Genomic DNA, 16,520 nt, shown 5'->3' with positions numbered 1-16,520 from the left:
GGCACCCCGGCAAGAAGGACGCAGGAAAGAACATGAATCGCAAGGGTGACAAATCGCTGATCGTCGGCCTGGATATCGGCACCTCCAAGGTGGTGGCGCTGGTGGGCGAGTATTCGCCGGGCAACCCGATCGAAGTGATCGGCATCGGCTCCCATGAGTCGCGCGGCCTCAAGCGCGGCGTGGTGGTGGATATCGAATCGACCGTGCAGTCGATCCAGCGTGCGGTCGAAGAAGCCGAGCTGATGGCCGGCTGCGAGATCCGCTCGGTGTATGCCTCCATTTCCGGCAACCACGTGCAGTGCAAGAACTCGCCCGGCATCGTGCCGATCCGCGACGGCGAAGTGACCTGGGGCGACCTGGATCGCGTGCTCGATGCGGCCAAGGCAGTGGCGATTCCGGCCGACCAGAAGATCCTGCATGCGATCCCGCGCGAGTACGTGCTGGACGATTCGCAGGAAGGCATCCGCAACCCCGTCGGCATGACCGGCGTGCGCCTGGAGGTGCATGCGCACCTGGTGGTGTGCGCGCAGTCGGCTGCGGCCAACATCAGCAAGTGCGTGCAGCGCTGCGGCCTGCAGGTGGACGACCTGGTGCTGTCCTCGCTGGCGTCCAGCGTGGCGGTGCTGACCGCCGACGAGCGCGAGCTGGGCGTGGTGCTGGTCGACATGGGCGCCGGCACCACCGACATCGCAGTGTTCGTGCAGGGCGCGATCTGCCACACCGCCTCGCTGCCGATCGCCGGCGACCATGTGACCAACGACATCGCGCACATGCTGCGCACGCCGACCCCGGAAGCCGAGCAGATCAAGGTGCGCTATGCATGCGCCCTGGCCCAGCTGGCCACCGCCGAGGAAAGCATCCAGGTGCCGTCGGTCGGTGATCGTCCGCCGCGCCGCATGCCGCGCCACGCGCTGGCGCAGGCAGTGCAGGGCCGCTACGAAGAGATCTTCGAAATGGTGCAGGCCGAACTGCGCCGCTCCGGGTTCGAGGAACTGGTGCGCGCCGGCATGGTGCTGACCGGTGGTGCCTCGAAGATGGAAGGCGTGGTCGAACTGGCCGAGGAAATGCTGCAGATGCCGGTACGCGTGGGCATCCCGCAGCACGTTACCGGCCTGGGCGAAGTGGTGGGCAACCCGGTGCATGCCACCGGCGTGGGCCTGCTGCTGATGGGCAGCCAGATCGAGCATCCGCGCCGGCCGTCGCTGCCGACCGGCCGCGCTGGAAGCATGTTCAAGAAACTCAAGACCTGGTTCCGCGGCGAATTCTGACGCGGCACCTGTACCACCCGGGCGCTGCCCGGCCGCAACACCGGCAACACGACGCTACACCGGCAACACACATAACCCACACAGCCGCAACGACGGCATGCAGCACGAAGGCAGGACGCCCGAACGCCCATGCAATCGAAAGCGGATACAACGAGGACACGGACATGGCGCATTTTGAACTGATCGAAAAGATGGCACCCAATGCGGTGATCAAGGTGGTTGGCGTGGGCGGCGGCGGCGGCAATGCCGTGGCGCACATGGTCAACTCGGCAGTGGATGGCGTGGAATTCATCACCGCCAACACCGACTCGCAGGCCATCAAGAATTGTGGTGCCAAGCTGCAGCTGCAGCTGGGTACCAATGTCACCAAGGGCCTGGGCGCAGGCGCGAATCCGGAAGTCGGCCGCCAGGCTGCGCTGGAAGACCGTGAGCGCATCATGGACGCGCTGCAGGGCGCGGACATGGTGTTCATCACCGCTGGCATGGGCGGTGGCACCGGTACCGGCGCTGCGCCGGTGGTGGCACAGCTGGCCAAGGAAATGGGCATCCTGACCGTGGCCGTGGTCACCAAGCCGTTCCCGTTCGAAGGCCGCCGCCGCATGCAGGTCGCGCTGAAGGGCATCGAAGAGCTGAGCCAGCACTGCGACTCGCTGATCACCATCCCCAACGAGAAGCTGATCACCGTGCTGGGTCGCAACGCGACCATGATCCAGGCCTTCCGTGCCGCCAACGACGTGCTGCAGGGTGCCGTGCAGGGCATCGCCGACCTGATCGTGCGTCCGGGCCTGATCAACGTCGACTTCGCCGACGTGCGCACCGTCATGTCCGAAATGGGCCTGGCGATGATGGGTACCGGTACCGCCCGCGGCGATGACCGCGCGCAGGCCGCGGCCGAGTCGGCCATCCAGAACCCGCTGCTGGACGATGTGAACCTGGCTGGCGCCAACGGCATCCTGGTCAACATCACCGCCGGTGCCGACTTCACCATGGCCGAGTTCGACGAGATCGGCCGCACCATCGACGGCTTCGCTTCGGAAGACGCGACCGTGGTGGTGGGTACCGTGCTCGATCCGGACATGCAGGACGAAGTGCGCGTGACCGTGGTCGCCACGGGCCTGAACCGCGTCTCGGCCAGCAAGACCCAGCGTCCGGGTGAGCGTGCACCGATCAAGCTGGTCCGCAACGCCACCACCGGCCAGCCGGAGTTCGGCGAGTTCGACAACGGCGGCGATGCGGTGTCCAAGGCCGTCGGCGGCATGGGCCTGGGCCTGCGTCGTGCCAGCAGCGACAGCGTGGCAGCTTCCACCCCGTCGGCTCCGGCCTCTTCGGCCCCGGCCGCGGCGGAACTGCCGAACGATTACCTGGACATCCCGGCGTTCCTGCGCCGCCAGGCGGACTGATCGACGCTGCCCGGGGCTTGTCCCCCCCGGGTTGCGCCACCATGTCCTGAAAACGCGGGCGCCGGGCCAGGATGGGCCCGGCCGCCCTGCTTCACGCGCGTCCCACCGGCGTTTCAGCCGGGGTAGGGGACCCTGCGTGTTAATCTACTGTGTCACTTCCGGTCGTCCCCCATGATCCAGCAACGCACCCTCAAGAACACGATCCGCGCCACCGGTGTAGGCCTGCACAGCGGCGACAAGGTCTACATGACCCTGCGCCCGGCGCCGGTCAACCATGGCATCGTGTTCCGGCGCGTGGACCTGGACCCGGTCGTGGAAGTGCCTGCGAAGGCCGAACTGGTCACCGAAGTGACCCTGTGCACCGGCCTGACCTGCAACGACGCCAAGATCCAGACCGTCGAGCACCTGATGTCGGCCCTGGCCGGCCTGGGTGTGGACAACATCATCGTCGAACTGTCCTCGGCCGAGCTGCCGATCATGGACGGTTCGTCCGGCCCGTTCGTGTTCCTGCTGCAGTCGGCAGGCATCGTCGAACAGGATGCGCCCAAGCGCTTCATCCGCGTGCTGAAGACCGTGGAAGTGACCGAGGGCGACAAGATGGCCCGCTTTACCCCGTATGAGGGGTACAAGCTGGGCTTCACCATCCAGTTCGACCACCCGATGATCCCGGCCAAGCAGTCGCGCCAGGAAATCGAGTTCTCGACGATGGCCTACACCAAGGAAATCTCCCGCGCGCGCACCTTCGGCTTCATGCGCGATCTGGAATACATGCGCGAGCGCAATCTCGGCCTCGGTGGTTCGATGGACAACGCCATCGTGCTCGACGAGTTCCGCGTGCTCAACGAAGACGGCCTGCGCTACGCCGACGAATTCGTGCGCCACAAGATTCTTGACGCGATCGGCGACCTCTATCTGGCCGGCGGCCAGGTGCTGGGTGCCTACGAGGGCTTCAAGTCCGGCCACGCGCTCAACAACAAGCTGGTGCGGGCGCTGATGGCCGATGCCACCGCCTGGGAATGGGTCACTTACGACTCGCCGGCCGTGCCGGACCCGGTGGTGTACGCCACACCGGCCTATGCCTGATTTCACAAGTTGTTGAATTTGAATGAAAAAACGCCGCCTTCCAGGGCGGCGTCTGCGTTTCCGGCGTTGTTTGAAGCACTGGCGCAGTTGGTGACGCGACGGCCGGGCCGAGGTCACGGTTTTGTGAACCTGTTGGATCCGAAGCCTGAATTTAACGTTGTTTTAACAACAATCTAACGACTGGCCCACCGGGGCCAGCTAGGATGCGACCCGGCCCCCGAAATGTTTCACGCTGCGGTGACACGCGCGACGGGGAGTGGAGCAGGACGCTCCGCTGCTTTCAGGTTTCCCGCTTCGGTTTCGAAGGAAGGTCCTGCAGAGCTGCCAAGGCGTCGCGTAGCCCTTTGTGCGTGGCGGCTGAAACTGCGTGGGGTCCATTCCGGTTGTCGAGCGCTGGGGAGCGCGTGGGAGTGGGAGACGCAGTCTTGACGGTCACCTTGGTGGCCTTCAGCCCGATGGACCGGGCCGCGTCGAGCAACTGGGCTTCGGCAAGCCGCAACTTGGCATGCCAGACCGGGGACTCGACGAGAAAAACGAGGTGTTCCCCGTCCACATTGGCCAGCCGGCAACGGCTGCGCAGAGGTGGCGGCAACTGGGGGCGCAACTGACGGTCCAGCGCGTCGAGCCATAGGGCACGCCGCAGCGGGTTCCCGCTTTTGTCCGCCATCACTGCATCCAAGGCCGGTTTCGGTCGGGATGCGGGACGAACGCTGGATTTCGGCTCAGACATGAAAACTCACTGATGGCATTCAAAAAGATCGTAATCAAAACGCGTGAAGGACAGGCCAAATCGGCGCTCACGCGTTTGCGGTTCTACTTCGAGGACCGCCCCCGAGCCCTGCTGGGCAGCGTGCTCGGCGCAGGTTGCATTATCGGCCTTGCCGGTGGAATTGGCGTCAGCGCGCTCAATGACTCGCGCCTGCAGGCCAAGGTCGACCGCCAGGAGGCCGAACTGGCCAAGGTCCAGCGTGATGCGCAGACCCAGGTCAACGCGCTGGCTGCCCGCCTCGGCGAGCTGCAGGCGCAGGCCACCCGCCTGAACGCCCTGGGCGAGCGACTGACCCAGATGGGCAAGCTGGAAGACGGCGAATTCGACTTCAACGAGACCCCCGGCCTCGGTGACGGCGATGCCGGCGGCCCGACCGCCGACATCCCGGTGAAGGACGTCAACGCCGACTTACAGGTGCTGGAGCAGCGCTTCGCTGCTTCAGGCCGCCAGTTGTCGGTGATGGAATCGCTGATGTTCGACCACCAGCTGCAGCAGAACGCCGTGCCCTCGCGCATGCCGATCCGCAACAGCTACGTCACCTCCGGCTTCGGTACCCGTGCCGACCCGTTCGGTCGCGGTGCCGCCACCCACAAGGGCATGGACTTCCACGCCCGCGTCGGTGACCCGGTGATGTCGGTGGCCGACGGCGTGGTCAGCTTCTCCGGGGTCAAGGGCGGCTACGGCAACGTGGTCGATGTGGACCACGGCAATGGCTACGTCACCCGCTACGCGCACAATTCGCGCCTGGTGGTGAAGGTCGGCGACCTCGTCCGTGCCGGCCAGGAAGTGGCCAAGGCCGGTTCCACCGGTCGTTCGACCGGCGCCCACGTGCACTTCGAGGTGTGGGAGAACGGCAACGTGGTCAACCCGCGCAAGTTCCTCGGCGATGGCGGCAATACCCCGGTCGGGCGCATCACCCGCGGTTGAATCGGGCCCCCGTACTCCGGGGGCGGTAGTGCCGGCCGCTGGCCGGCAACCTCATGATCTTCGGCAACATCGCGGATTGCCGGCCAGCGGCCGGCACTACCGGAATGTTCGGATGCCAATGCCGCCACAGGGTTGAAACCCCAGCGGCCCATCCCAAGCTACAATGGGTGTTGCCATCGACAGGGCGCCAGGCGCCCTGATTCGTTTGCGGCGGACGGATCCTTCCCGGAGCCGTGCGGCATTTCCATCCAACCCGGTTCCCTCAATGATCAACAGCCTGCTTACCCGCGTATTTGGCAGTCGTAATGAACGACAGCTGCGCCAGCTCAACCGCATCGTCGCCAAGATCAATGCGCTGGAGCCGGAGATCGAGAAGCTTTCCGACGAGCAGCTGCAGGCCAAGACGCCGGAATTCAAGCAGCGCATCGCCGGTGGTGAAGCCCTGGACAAGGTGTTGCCCGAAGCGTTCGCGGTCTGCCGCGAGGCCGGTCGCCGCGTGCTGGGCATGCGCCACTACGACGTGCAGCTGATCGGCGGCATGGTGCTTCACCTGGGCAAGATCGCAGAAATGCGCACCGGTGAAGGCAAGACCCTGGTGGCGACCCTGCCGGTGTACCTCAACGCGCTGGAAGGCAAGGGCGTGCACGTGGTCACCGTGAACGACTACCTGGCCCGCCGCGATGCCGCGCAGATGGGCAAGCTGTACAACTGGCTGGGCCTGAGCGTGGGCGTGGTCTACCCGGGCATGCCGCACAGCGACAAGCGCGAAGCCTATGGTTCGGACATCACCTACGGCACCAACAACGAATTCGGTTTCGACTACCTGCGCGACAACATGGCGCTGTCCAAGGCTGACCGCTACCAGCGCGGCCTGCACTACGCCATCGTCGACGAAGTCGACTCCATCCTGATCGACGAAGCGCGTACCCCGCTGATCATCTCCGGCCCGGCCGACGATTCCCCGGAGCTGTACATCCGCGTCAACCGCATCGTGCCGAACCTGGTCAAGCAGGAAGCGGAAGACGGCGAAGGCGACTTCTGGGTCGATGAGAAGGGCAAGCAGGTGCACCTGTCCGAAGCGGGCATGGAGCACGCCGAACAGCTGCTGGTGGAAGCGGGCATCCTCGATGCCGAGACCGAAGGCCTGTACGCGGCGCAGAACCTGACCGTGGTCCACCACCTCAACGCCGCCCTGCGCGCGCACGCCATCTACCAGCGCGATGTGGACTACATCGTGCGCGATGGCGAAGTGGTCATCGTCGACGAATTCACCGGCCGTACCCTGGCCGGCCGCCGCTGGTCCGATGGCCTGCACCAGGCGGTGGAAGCGAAGGAAGGCGTGCCGGTCCAGCGCGAGAACCAGACGCTGGCCAGCATCACCTTCCAGAACCTGTTCCGCATGTACAAGAAGCTGTCCGGCATGACCGGTACGGCCGATACCGAAGCGTTCGAATTCCAGAGCATCTATGGCCTGGAAGTGGTGGTGATCCCGACCAACCGCCCGACCATCCGCAAGGACAGCCCGGACCAGGTGTTCCTCAACCGCAAGGGCAAGTTCAATGCGGTGCTGGCCGACATCGAAGAGTGCGCCAAGCGCGGCCAGCCGGTGCTGGTGGGTACCACCTCGATCGAAACCTCGGAAATGCTGTCCGAGCACCTGCGCAAGGCGGGTGTGAAGCACGAAGTGCTCAACGCCAAGCAGCACGACCGCGAAGCGACCATCGTTGCCAACGCCGGTCGTCCGGCCGCCGTGACCATCGCCACCAACATGGCCGGTCGTGGTACCGACATCGTGCTGGGTGGCTCGCTGGAAGCGGAAATCCACGAGCTGGGCGAAGGCGCGACCGACGAGCAGAAGGCCGCGATCAAGGCCGAGTGGCAGAAGCGCCATGACGTGGTCAAGGCGGCCGGCGGCCTGCACATCGTCGGCACCGAACGCCACGAATCGCGTCGTATCGACAACCAGCTGCGTGGCCGTTCGGGCCGCCAGGGTGACCCGGGCTCGTCCCGTTTCTACCTGTCGCTGGAAGACAACCTGATGCGCATCTTCGCCTCCGACTGGGTGCAGAAGGCCATGCGCATGATGGGCATGAAGGAAGACGACGTCATCGAAGACCGCCTGGTCAGCCGCCAGATTGAAAAGGCACAGCGCAAGGTCGAGGCCCACAACTTCGACATCCGCAAGAACCTGCTGGATTTTGACGACGTCAACAACGACCAGCGCAAGGTGATCTACGCCCAGCGCGACGAACTGCTGGACGCCGAGTCGGTGAAGGACAACGTCGATGGCATCCGCGACGACGTGATCTTCGACATCGTTGCCCGCTTCGTGCCGCCGAACTCGGTGGACGAGCAGTGGGACCTGCGTGGCCTGGAAGCCACCCTGCAGTCGGACTTCGGTGTGGACATGTCGCTGACCGATCTGGTCAAGTCGCACGAGGAGCTGGACGCCGAAGGCATCACCGCCAAGGTGCAGGAGCGCATCAACCAGCACTTCGCCGAGAAGGAAGCGGGCGTGGGCGAAGAGACCATGCGCGCGCTGGAGAAGCACGTGATGCTGACCGTGCTCGACCAGAGCTGGAAGGAGCACCTGGCGCGCATGGATTACCTGCGCCAGGGCATCTACCTGCGCGGTTATGCGCAGAAGCAGCCGAAGCAGGAATACAAGAAGGAAGCCTTCGAGCTGTTCTCGGACATGCTGGAGAACGTCAAGCGCGAAGTGGTGACCCTGCTGGCCCGCGTGCGCATCCGCAGCGACGAGGAAGTGCAGGCACTGGAAGCGGCCGAGCGCCAGCAGGTGGAAGCCCGCCTGAGCCAGTCGCAGTTCCAGCACCAGGACGCTGGCGGCTACGGCGCCGACGAAGAGGCGGCGCAGGTGGAGGCCGCCCAGCAGGGCGTGGCGCAGCTGCAGCGTGACGAGCCCAAGATCGGTCGCAACGATCCGTGCCCGTGCGGCAGCGGCAAGAAGTACAAGCACTGCCACGGCCAGCTGAGCTGACCCCGGAGAGCCCCGCGAAAGCGGGGCTTTCCTGTTCTGGGCCTTGAAGCGCCCGGCGATTGCGCCGGTGCCCCGCTTTTCGGCATGCTTCGGCCATGCCTTCCCCGAAACGATCGATCCACGTCGTAGCCGCCGTCATCACCGACGCCCGCGGCCGCATCCTGCTCAACCGCCGTACCGAAAGCCGCGACATGGCCGGCCTCTGGGAATTCCCGGGCGGCAAGCGCGAGCCCGGTGAGACCTCCGAACAGGCGCTGGTGCGCGAGCTGCACGAGGAGCTGGGCATCGAGGCCGAGGTGGGCGAGTGGATCATGGACGTGCCGCAGCGCTACCCGGACAAGGACCTGACCCTGGAAGTGCGCCACGTGCGCAGCTGGAAGGGCGCCCCGCGTGGACGCGAGGGCCAGGCCATCACCTGGGTGACGCCGGACAAGCTGGCCCGTTATTCAATGCCGCCGGCTGACCTGCCGGTGGTGGCCGCACTGCGCCAGCCGGACTGCTACCTGATCACCCCTGCGCCGGACATCGATGAGGGCGGCCTGCAGCGTTGGCACGGCCAGCTGCAGCAGGCGGTGGCTTCGGGGCAGCAACGCATCCAGCTGCGCCTGCCCGCCGAGCATCCGCAGCGTCAGGGCGTGATCGAGCAGGCCGTGCGCACGCATCGGCGCGGTGTGCAGTGGCTGCTCAACCGCGATATTGAACTGGCGCGCACCCTCGGCGTTGGCGTGCACCTGGGCAGCGAGCAGCTGCAGTCGCTGCAGGAACGGCCGCTGCCGTCCGGGCAGCTGGTGGCCGCCTCCTGCCACGGGCTTGAGCAGCTGCTGGCCGCACAGCGGCTGGGCTGCGACTTCGCCGTGCTGGGGCCGGTGCAGGCCACTGCGAGCCATCCCGATGCAATGCCGTTGGGGTGGGAGGCCTTCGCCGCGCTGCGCGCCCAGGTCTCGCTGCCGATCTATGCGCTCGGCGGCATGACACCGCAGCATGTGGCCGAGGCACGCCGGCATGGCGGGCAGGGTATCGCCGCCATCCGCGGCCTGTGGCCTGTGTAGCGCGATACACAGGGTCGCAAGCAAGTAGATCCACGCCATGCGTGGATGAGCAGACCCGCGTCACGCAGCGACCAGTAGATCCACGCCATGCGTGGATGAGCGGACCCACGCCACGCAGCGACCAGTAGATCCACGCCATGCGTGGATGGCGGTTCAGCATCAGCAGCACCCGCTCACAACGTAATCCAGAAACACCCATACTGCCGCCGCAGCCCAAGCACGGTCGCCGCACGCGTGGCGCTGCCCGGCAGGGTCTGCTCCAACCGCAACCCGATCGGATGTCGCCGTGCAGTCGGCATCGGCACCGTTTCCGGATCCTGTGAGGCGATGCCCTGGCCCTCATCCAGATCCTGCCGCGGATACACCGGCACCACGTCCACCAGCGGCCGCCGCACCACCGATTCCAGCTGGCCAAGAATCCGCTGTGCGCCGGCATCGGACACCGCGCCCCACAGGTACAGCGAAGAAAGCCGGTTCACATCACCGATGCTGACCGCCGTGTGCAAAGCCTGCACCAGTTCGCTCAGCCGGCGCGGGCAGCTGCTGCCGAGGCTGTCGCGTTGCAGGGTATTGCCGGAAGGCGCCGGCGGTGGCCGCCGGGACTGCGCGCCCAGGCTGTCGCAGGGGCGGTCGGTATAGACACTTTGCCCCTGCGGATCGGTGCAGCGGTTCAAGCGCGTGGTCTGCGCCTGCACACCGGCGCAGACACCGGGCAGCAGCAGGACCAGCAACAGGGACAGGACGAGCTTCATCGACGCAGCGTAGCGCCGATTGCGATAACGCAGCGTACTTTTCAGCCTTGCAGCAGCTTCAGTACCGAGACCGTCGGCTTGGCCAGGTTCAAGGTGTAGAAGTGCAGGCCCGGTGCGCCACCTTCGACCAGGCGCTGGCACAGCTTGGCCACCACTTCGGCGCCGAAGGCGCGCACCGATTCGGCGTCGTCACCGTAGGCCTGCATCTTGCGGCTGATCCAACGCGGGATTTCCGCACCGCACTGTTCGGAGAAACGGCGCAGCTGGCTGAAGTTGGAGATCGGCATGATGCCCGGGGTGATCGGCACCTGCACGCCGAGCCGCTGCACTTCGTCGACGAAGTGGAAGTAGGCATCCGGGTTGAAGAAGTACTGGGTGATGGCGGCATCGGCACCGGCGTCGATCTTGGCCTTGAAGTGCTTCAGGTCGAGCAGGGCGTCCTGCGCTTGCGGATGCGTTTCCGGATACGCGCCCACTTCGATGCGGAAGGCATCACCATGTTCGGCACGGATGAAGGCGATCAGTTCGGAGGCATAGCGCATGTCGCCAGGAAAGCCCATGCCCGAGGGCAGGTCGCCGCGTAGTGCCACCAGGCGCCGGCAGCCGATGGCGCGGTAGAGCTTGAGCAGTTCGCGGATTTCCTGGCGGGTACCGCCGACGCAGGACAGGTGCGGTGCCGCGTCGAAGCCGTGGTGCTGGTTGAGATGGCGCACGGTCTCGGAGGTGTAGCTGAGGGTCGAGCCACCGGCGCCGAAGGTACAGGACACGTACTCGGGGGCATACGTCTTCAGCCTGGCCGCGGCACGGTCCAGCTGGGTGCGCTGTTCGTCGGTCTTGGGCGGATAGAACTCGAAGCTGATGGCGGTCATGGCACGGGCGGCGGCATCGGGTGTGAAGCAGTATATCTCTCCATCGAGATGGATGTGCGATGGATGTGTCGGGTCACGTCGTCCCGTGCGGGCGACCGTTCGCCCCGCTGACGGGCCGTTGCTCCGTAATCACAACCGGGGCAACGGGAGCGAAGCCACGCTGGTCCCAATCCCGGCACCACCCACGCGATGAAGGAGCAGACGATGAAGATCTTCCAGGCACTCTGGTACGCGATGAAGGCCTTGGCCAGGCTGGCGATGATCGGCATGGCGATGGCCGTGCTTGGCTCAGGCCCGGCCCATGCCACAGCCGTCGATAAAGCCGCCGTTGCAGGCGCAGTGCAGGTCGAGGTGCTCGGCAAGGGCCGTCCCTTGCTGATGATTCCCGGGCTTAACAGCAGTGCGGAGGTCTGGCGTGAGACCTGCCTGGCCCTGAAGGACGTGCAGTGCCATCTGGTGCAACTGCCGGGGTTTGCCGGTGCGGCGCCTGTCGATCCGCGCCCGGCCGATTTCCTGCCGGCGATGCGCGACGAACTACTGGGCTATCTGCAGGCGCGGCACCTGTCGAAGGTTGCCGTGATCGGTCACAGCCTGGGGGGTGTGCTGGCGATGCAACTGGCATTGAAGGCGCCCGATAGCATCGGTCCGCTGGTGATCGTTGATTCGCTGCCGTTCTATGCGGCGGTGATGAACCCGCAGGCCACCGCGCAGAACGTAGGGATGATGGCCGGGCAGCTGCGTGAAGGTTTGCTGGCGGCCGATGAGGCCAGCTTCAATGCACGCAACGATGCGACCGCCAAAGCCCTGACCCGCAGCACCCAGCATCTGCCGGAGCTGCAGCGTTGGGGGCGCGACAGTGATCGCACGAGCATGGCCGATGCGATGTACTCCATGCTGGTGCGCGATCTGCGTGATGACATCGACGGCATCCACACGCCGGTCCTGGTGCTGGGCAGCTGGGCCGCTTATCAGTCGATGGGGGGTACGGAAGCCAGTACCCGTGCGCAGTTCCAGGCGCAGTACGCGAAGCTGCCGGATGTGCAGATCGAGATGAGCGCACAGGGTTACCACTTCCTGATGTGGGATGATCCGCGTTGGCTGCAGGCGCAGGTGCGCCGCTTCCTCGCCGCACATCCCTGACCGCCGTATGCCCTTTCCGCCACCGCCAAGGCTGCTCATGGACGCTACCACGCCTTCCCGCCGCTTCTGGATCCTCAACGCGCTGGCGTGGGCAGGCTATGCGACGTACAGCCTGTGGCTGGGGGTGCGTATCGGCGGCGGTACGCTGTTCAGCGGCGTGGTGTTGATCTCCCTCAGCATTGCCGTTTCCCTGTGGTTGTGCAGCGGCGCGCTGCGTTCGGTCGCACTGCGGCAGCGCTGGTGGGATGGCAGTCTGGGCAGCCTGGTGTTGAAACTGGCAACTGGCGTGGTGGTCGGTGCCAGCATTGCACAGGCGCTGACGGCGGCGTTGTTGTTGCCGGCGCTGGCCATGGGCTGGGTGCAGTTGCCCGGTGGGCGTGCCGACTACCAGCTGTCGTCGGTCGTGCTGTACTGGATGAACACCGCCCTGTTCCTTTTGATGTGGACGGGACTGTGGGCGGGCCTGCATGGCTTGCGCCGCGCGCGCCACAGCGAGCTGGCGCGATTGCGCGTGGAGGCGGAGCGCAGCGCCCTGGAGCGCGATGCGTTGCGTGCGCGGCTGAATCCGCATTTCATGTTCAACGCATTGAACAACCTGCGAGCGCTGATTCTGGAAGAGCCCGAGCGTGCCCGCGACATGGTCACCCGCCTGTCGCGCACGCTGCGCCACGCGTTGGCCCACAATCGCAGTGAGCAGGTGACCCTGGCCGAGGAACTGGAAGTGGTCGACGACTATCTGGCCATCGAGGCGATCCACTTCGAACAGCGTCTGCAGGTGCGGCGGGAGATCGCCGCAGAGGCTGTGCAGGCACAGCTGCCTGCGATGGCACTGCAGCTGTTGGTGGAGAACGCGATAAAGCATGGCATTGCCAGCCGCGCGGGCGGCGGCGAGGTACATATCCGCGCGTCGCTGGAAGATGACCTGCTGCGCCTCCAGGTGGACAACCCCCTTTGCACTGGCAGCGAACCCGCGCACGGGCATGGTGTGGGACTGGCCTACCTGCGTGCGCAGCTTGGCACGCGCGGCCGTTTCACCCTGCAGCCGGTCGGCGACCGCATGCAGGCGCTGCTGGAGATTCCGCAATGACGGCCGTGCTGCGTGTGCTGATTGTCGATGATGCACGGCTGGCGCGACAGGAGCTGCGGACGCTGCTGTCGGCGCTGCCGTGGGTGCAGTGCGTGGGCGAGGCCGACGATGTGCCTGCTGCGCGCGAGGCGATCGCCGCGCTGGCGCCGGACCTGGTGCTGCTGGATGTGCAGATGCCCTCCGGTACCGGCTTCGATGTACTGGACGGGTTGGAAAGGGTGCCCTCGGTGGTGTTCGTCACTGCCTACGACACCTACGCAGTACGCGCGTTCCGGGCCAATGCACTGGATTACCTGGTGAAGCCGGTGGAAGCGCCGCGACTGCTGGAAGCGCTGGAGCGTGCGCGTCATCATGCGGCGTTGGATACCGAACCTCCCACAGTGCACGGCACGCTGGGTGCGCAGGACCAGGTGTTCGTGCGCGAAGGCGAGCGCTGCTGGTTCGTGTCCATTGCCGAGATCCGTCGGCTGGTGGTGGACGGCAACTACACGCGGTTGTGGTTCCGCGACCAGAACGCATTGCTGGCCCGCAGCCTGAGCGCGTTGGAAGCACGCTTGCCATCGGACCTTTTCTTTCGTGCCAACCGCAACACGCTGGTCAACCTGCGGCGCATCCGTGCGGTCACGCCGAGCATTGGCGATGGCTACGATCTGGCACTGGATGATGGCAGTGAAGTGGAGGTATCGCGGCGGCAGGCACGGGAGCTGCGCGAGCGGATGGCGCTGTAGGCAACGACTGCGGTTACCCTGTGCAGCGGATTCTTCGATCACACCGCGCCATGTCCATCGTCCTCACCGATTTCGCCCGCCCCCGCCTGTTCCCGCGCGTACCGCGCGGCAACACCATCCAGGACTGCAGCGCCGAGCAGTTCCAGGCGCATCTCAACGCGCACCCGCCGCTGAAGGTGCTCGATGGCTATGCACCGTTCTGCAAGCTGTTCGTCTATGAAAACTGGACCAGCACGCGCTGCCTGACCGTGCCGGTCACCGATGCCAACCGGCACCTGCTGCGCAGCGGCTACGAGGCGCGCAACCGTGAGGAACTGCCGGTGCTGGTGCGCTGGTTCGAGGGCGTGGAATCGCCACGGGCCAATTACCTGGTGGTGATCCTGTACAGCGCCGAGCAGTTGGCCAAGGAAGGTTCACCCATCGATGCGGACTGGGGCATCGTCGGCTGCATCTATACCGCCGAGCCGGAAGAAGTGCCGATGGCGCCGATCACCATGATGCGCAATGCGCTGGGCGTGGAGGAGGGTGGTTCGGGCGTGCCGCTGGACCGCGAAGCCTATCAGCGCGCGGTGGCGTTCTGGGAGAACAACGCCAACTGGCGGCCGTGAGAACACAGCATCGCGATGCGCGTCAGCGCACTGCGATGTGAAATCCGCTGCGGCCACCGCGGGATACGATGCTGTTTCCATCACAGCAGGAAGCAACGATGACGATCAGAACGTGGATGCCGTTGGCGGTGGCGCTGGGCGCCTTGCTCGGTTCAGCCGAGAGTTCAGCCCAGCGTTACGATGCCAACGCCGCATGCGGTGGATTGAGCAACGCGGCATCGATCCAGGATGTGGGCGTCAGCAGCATGGAGGCGCGTGCCCAGCAAGGGCGCTGCACGCTGCACGTCGTGGCTGCGGATGCGGAAGCGCTGGTGCGCCAGCAACGCATGCTGGAAGCGGTGTCGATGGCGGTATGCAAGGCCGCTGCGGAACCTCAGCCGTCCGCGCAGCCGCTGTCACTGGTGCTGCGATTCCCTGCGCGCTGCCCGCTATCGTCCAAGGCGACACTGTTCCCTGCGGCCAGCGGCAACTGGAGGCGTGAATTCCCCGAGTACCCCTCTGCGGCTGTACGTGACGGATTGCAGGGCAAAGTGCAGCTGAAGGCGCTGGTGAACGGGGACGGCAGGATTGTCGCGGCCGTGGTACGCGTGTCCAGTGGTCACGCGGTGCTGGACGCGGCAGCGGCCAAGGGGCTCCGCTCGTGGGCCATGCAACGCGACGCGCAACAGCCCGCGTTGCCCGCCATGAGTGTGATGGACGTGCCGGTGACCTTTGCTCTCAACGAATGAAGGACGTGCTCTCCTGGCTTTCGTAGCGGGAGCCGGCACAACCAGGCTTGGCGTGGATCCGCCTTCGCAGTAGAGCCACGCCACGCGTGGCTTCAATCAAGGGCGAGCAAGGTCCACTCCCACCACGGGTAGTGGTACTCGCGGTCGGTGGCATCCCAGTGCTGGCCGCAGCAGGTGCAGGCCACCCGATGGCGGTCGCCCCAGCCATCCTCGGCCACGCCCTGTTCCAGCAGCCGCACATGCCCCTGCTCGATGAGCCGGCGTGGGTCGAAGAACAGGTAATCCGGATACAGCGCGCACAGGCAGCCTTTGCGCTCACGCCAATAACGCAGGCGGCGCAGTGCGGCTTGCAGGTGCACATCGTTGCTGACCAGCGCACCGCCAAGCTGCACGCCCTGGCAGGCCTGCTCGATCTCCTCGGTCTGCGGCGCCAGCGCATCCAGCGTCGTAGCGCTGAACAACCGCGCCAGGCTGCTGCTGGCGGCATGGATACGACTGGCATCGCGCGACAGCAGGTCCTGCAGCAGTACATCGGCCTGTGGGTCGTCCAGCCGCGGTGGCGGCGATGTGGACCAGGGCCAGCGCATCAACGTGGCCTGCCGATCGCGGCGTAGTGGCCGCCGGTCAGGTGCAGCAGGTCGGCCGGTGCCAGTTCCACTTCCAGGCCACGCCGTCCCGCGCTGACGTGCAGGGTGGGCAGTGCCTGCGCGCTGGCGTCGAGAAAACTGCGCAGGCGCTTCTTCTGCCCAAGCGGGCTGATGCCGCCGACCAGATAGCCGGTTGCGCGCTGCGCGGCATCGACGGCGGCCATCTCGCACTTTTTGCAGCCGGCCGCCTCGGCCAGTGCTTTCAGATCAAGCTGGCCGGCCACCGGCACGATGGCAACGAGCAGTTCGTGCGTTTCGGTGCTGGCCAGCAGGGTCTTGAATACCTGTGCCGGGTCCAGGCCCAGCTTTTCGACGGCTTCGCCGCCGTAGGATTCGGCATGGGCATCGTGCACGTAGCTGTGCACGGTATGGACGATCTTCTCGCGCTTGAGCAGGTTGATGGCCGGGGTCATCGACATATCGTAGCGCCGCGCGCGGGCATTGCCTTGACCGAGGCTATTGCCGCA

The 16,520-nt window shown here is 65.8% G+C and carries 16 protein-coding genes; 11 read left to right on the top strand and 5 right to left on the bottom strand.

Annotated elements, in window-relative coordinates; translation table 11 throughout:
• The first annotated feature begins 32 nt into the window (after positions 1-32).
• From ftsA to lpxC, 3 genes are all read left to right on the top strand, one after another.
• Positions 33-1,268, top strand: coding sequence for a cell division protein FtsA (gene ftsA, locus M2299_RS15565; RefSeq protein WP_025876580.1), 1,236 nt, complete (start codon positions 33-35; stop codon positions 1,266-1,268).
• 164 nt (positions 1,269-1,432) lie between these two features.
• A complete protein-coding gene (gene ftsZ / locus M2299_RS15560; RefSeq protein WP_025876577.1) occupies positions 1,433-2,668 on the top strand; it encodes a cell division protein FtsZ in 1,236 nt (411 codons plus the stop codon).
• 171 nt (positions 2,669-2,839) lie between these two features.
• Positions 2,840-3,751: a UDP-3-O-acyl-N-acetylglucosamine deacetylase gene (gene lpxC, locus M2299_RS15555; protein WP_025876575.1), complete on the top strand. Its 912-nt coding sequence runs from the start codon at positions 2,840-2,842 to the stop codon at positions 3,749-3,751.
• 280 nt (positions 3,752-4,031) lie between these two features.
• Here the strand turns inward: lpxC and M2299_RS15550 are convergent, their stop codons facing one another.
• Positions 4,032-4,481: a DUF721 domain-containing protein gene (locus tag M2299_RS15550; protein WP_025876573.1), complete on the bottom strand. Its 450-nt coding sequence runs from the start codon at positions 4,479-4,481 to the stop codon at positions 4,032-4,034.
• A gap of 12 nt (positions 4,482-4,493) precedes the next feature.
• Between M2299_RS15550 and M2299_RS15545 the strand changes: the two genes are divergently transcribed.
• From M2299_RS15545 to M2299_RS15535, 3 genes are all read left to right on the top strand, one after another.
• On the top strand, positions 4,494-5,447 hold the full coding sequence (locus tag M2299_RS15545) for a M23 family metallopeptidase (protein WP_025876571.1): 954 nt from the start codon (positions 4,494-4,496) through the stop codon (positions 5,445-5,447).
• A gap of 265 nt (positions 5,448-5,712) precedes the next feature.
• The gene (gene secA / locus M2299_RS15540) at positions 5,713-8,445 is read left to right on the top strand and encodes a preprotein translocase subunit SecA (protein ID WP_280884624.1); all 2,733 of its coding nucleotides are present in this window, start codon (positions 5,713-5,715) and stop codon (positions 8,443-8,445) included.
• 95 nt (positions 8,446-8,540) lie between these two features.
• The gene (locus M2299_RS15535; protein ID WP_100435817.1) at positions 8,541-9,494 is read left to right on the top strand and encodes a Nudix family hydrolase; all 954 of its coding nucleotides are present in this window, start codon (positions 8,541-8,543) and stop codon (positions 9,492-9,494) included.
• Between the two features lie 173 nt (positions 9,495-9,667).
• Here the strand turns inward: M2299_RS15535 and M2299_RS15530 are convergent, their stop codons facing one another.
• Both M2299_RS15530 and metF read right to left on the bottom strand, forming a co-directional pair.
• Complete coding sequence (locus tag M2299_RS15530) at positions 9,668-10,246, bottom strand: DUF4124 domain-containing protein (RefSeq protein WP_280884623.1); 579 nt, start codon at positions 10,244-10,246, stop codon at positions 9,668-9,670.
• 41 nt (positions 10,247-10,287) lie between these two features.
• Positions 10,288-11,115: a methylenetetrahydrofolate reductase [NAD(P)H] gene (gene metF / locus M2299_RS15525; RefSeq protein WP_280884622.1), complete on the bottom strand. Its 828-nt coding sequence runs from the start codon at positions 11,113-11,115 to the stop codon at positions 10,288-10,290.
• A gap of 204 nt (positions 11,116-11,319) precedes the next feature.
• Here metF and M2299_RS15520 point away from each other — a divergent pair, with 204 nt between their 5' ends.
• From M2299_RS15520 to M2299_RS15500, 5 genes are all read left to right on the top strand, one after another.
• Positions 11,320-12,255 (top strand): alpha/beta hydrolase, encoded by a 936-nt coding sequence (locus tag M2299_RS15520; RefSeq protein WP_280884621.1) that lies wholly within the window; start codon positions 11,320-11,322, stop codon positions 12,253-12,255.
• A 37-nt stretch (positions 12,256-12,292) separates the two neighbouring features.
• Complete coding sequence (locus M2299_RS15515) at positions 12,293-13,342, top strand: histidine kinase (protein WP_059066023.1); 1,050 nt, start codon at positions 12,293-12,295, stop codon at positions 13,340-13,342.
• The gene (locus tag M2299_RS15510) at positions 13,339-14,070 is read left to right on the top strand and encodes a LytTR family DNA-binding domain-containing protein (RefSeq protein ID WP_033830364.1); all 732 of its coding nucleotides are present in this window, start codon (positions 13,339-13,341) and stop codon (positions 14,068-14,070) included. The genes M2299_RS15515 and M2299_RS15510 overlap by 4 nt, the downstream gene beginning before the upstream one ends.
• Before the next feature lie 50 nt (positions 14,071-14,120).
• Positions 14,121-14,678: a DUF3228 family protein gene (locus M2299_RS15505; RefSeq protein WP_025876554.1), complete on the top strand. Its 558-nt coding sequence runs from the start codon at positions 14,121-14,123 to the stop codon at positions 14,676-14,678.
• A gap of 98 nt (positions 14,679-14,776) precedes the next feature.
• Complete coding sequence (locus M2299_RS15500; protein ID WP_158684100.1) at positions 14,777-15,406, top strand: energy transducer TonB; 630 nt, start codon at positions 14,777-14,779, stop codon at positions 15,404-15,406.
• 92 nt (positions 15,407-15,498) lie between these two features.
• Here the strand turns inward: M2299_RS15500 and M2299_RS15495 are convergent, their stop codons facing one another.
• Both M2299_RS15495 and ybaK read right to left on the bottom strand, forming a co-directional pair.
• The gene (locus M2299_RS15495; RefSeq protein WP_280884620.1) at positions 15,499-15,993 is read right to left on the bottom strand and encodes a hypothetical protein; all 495 of its coding nucleotides are present in this window, start codon (positions 15,991-15,993) and stop codon (positions 15,499-15,501) included.
• The gene (gene ybaK / locus M2299_RS15490; protein ID WP_100435834.1) at positions 15,993-16,466 is read right to left on the bottom strand and encodes a Cys-tRNA(Pro) deacylase; all 474 of its coding nucleotides are present in this window, start codon (positions 16,464-16,466) and stop codon (positions 15,993-15,995) included. The genes M2299_RS15495 and ybaK overlap by 1 nt, the downstream gene beginning before the upstream one ends.
• Between the last annotated feature and the right edge of the window lie 54 nt (positions 16,467-16,520).

Source organism: Stenotrophomonas sp. 1278 (assembly GCF_029892765.1).
GTDB classification, from domain to species: domain Bacteria; phylum Pseudomonadota; class Gammaproteobacteria; order Xanthomonadales; family Xanthomonadaceae; genus Stenotrophomonas; species Stenotrophomonas indicatrix.
This window is presented reverse-complemented; position numbering and strand designations above follow the sequence as displayed.

Coding starts and splice junctions, on each gene's coding strand:
- ftsA (WP_025876580.1), top strand. CDS start 33: ATGAATCGCAAGGGTGACAAATCGCTGATCGTCGGCCTGGATATCGGC.
- ftsZ (WP_025876577.1), top strand. CDS start 1,433: ATGGCGCATTTTGAACTGATCGAAAAGATGGCACCCAATGCGGTGATC.
- lpxC (WP_025876575.1), top strand. CDS start 2,840: ATGATCCAGCAACGCACCCTCAAGAACACGATCCGCGCCACCGGTGTA.
- M2299_RS15550 (WP_025876573.1), bottom strand. CDS start 4,481: ATGTCTGAGCCGAAATCCAGCGTTCGTCCCGCATCCCGACCGAAACCG.
- M2299_RS15545 (WP_025876571.1), top strand. CDS start 4,494: ATGGCATTCAAAAAGATCGTAATCAAAACGCGTGAAGGACAGGCCAAA.
- secA (WP_280884624.1), top strand. CDS start 5,713: ATGATCAACAGCCTGCTTACCCGCGTATTTGGCAGTCGTAATGAACGA.
- M2299_RS15535 (WP_100435817.1), top strand. CDS start 8,541: ATGCCTTCCCCGAAACGATCGATCCACGTCGTAGCCGCCGTCATCACC.
- M2299_RS15530 (WP_280884623.1), bottom strand. CDS start 10,246: ATGAAGCTCGTCCTGTCCCTGTTGCTGGTCCTGCTGCTGCCCGGTGTC.
- metF (WP_280884622.1), bottom strand. CDS start 11,115: ATGACCGCCATCAGCTTCGAGTTCTATCCGCCCAAGACCGACGAACAG.
- M2299_RS15520 (WP_280884621.1), top strand. CDS start 11,320: ATGAAGATCTTCCAGGCACTCTGGTACGCGATGAAGGCCTTGGCCAGG.
- M2299_RS15515 (WP_059066023.1), top strand. CDS start 12,293: ATGGACGCTACCACGCCTTCCCGCCGCTTCTGGATCCTCAACGCGCTG.
- M2299_RS15510 (WP_033830364.1), top strand. CDS start 13,339: ATGACGGCCGTGCTGCGTGTGCTGATTGTCGATGATGCACGGCTGGCG.
- M2299_RS15505 (WP_025876554.1), top strand. CDS start 14,121: ATGTCCATCGTCCTCACCGATTTCGCCCGCCCCCGCCTGTTCCCGCGC.
- M2299_RS15500 (WP_158684100.1), top strand. CDS start 14,777: ATGACGATCAGAACGTGGATGCCGTTGGCGGTGGCGCTGGGCGCCTTG.
- M2299_RS15495 (WP_280884620.1), bottom strand. CDS start 15,993: ATGCGCTGGCCCTGGTCCACATCGCCGCCACCGCGGCTGGACGACCCA.
- ybaK (WP_100435834.1), bottom strand. CDS start 16,466: ATGACCCCGGCCATCAACCTGCTCAAGCGCGAGAAGATCGTCCATACC.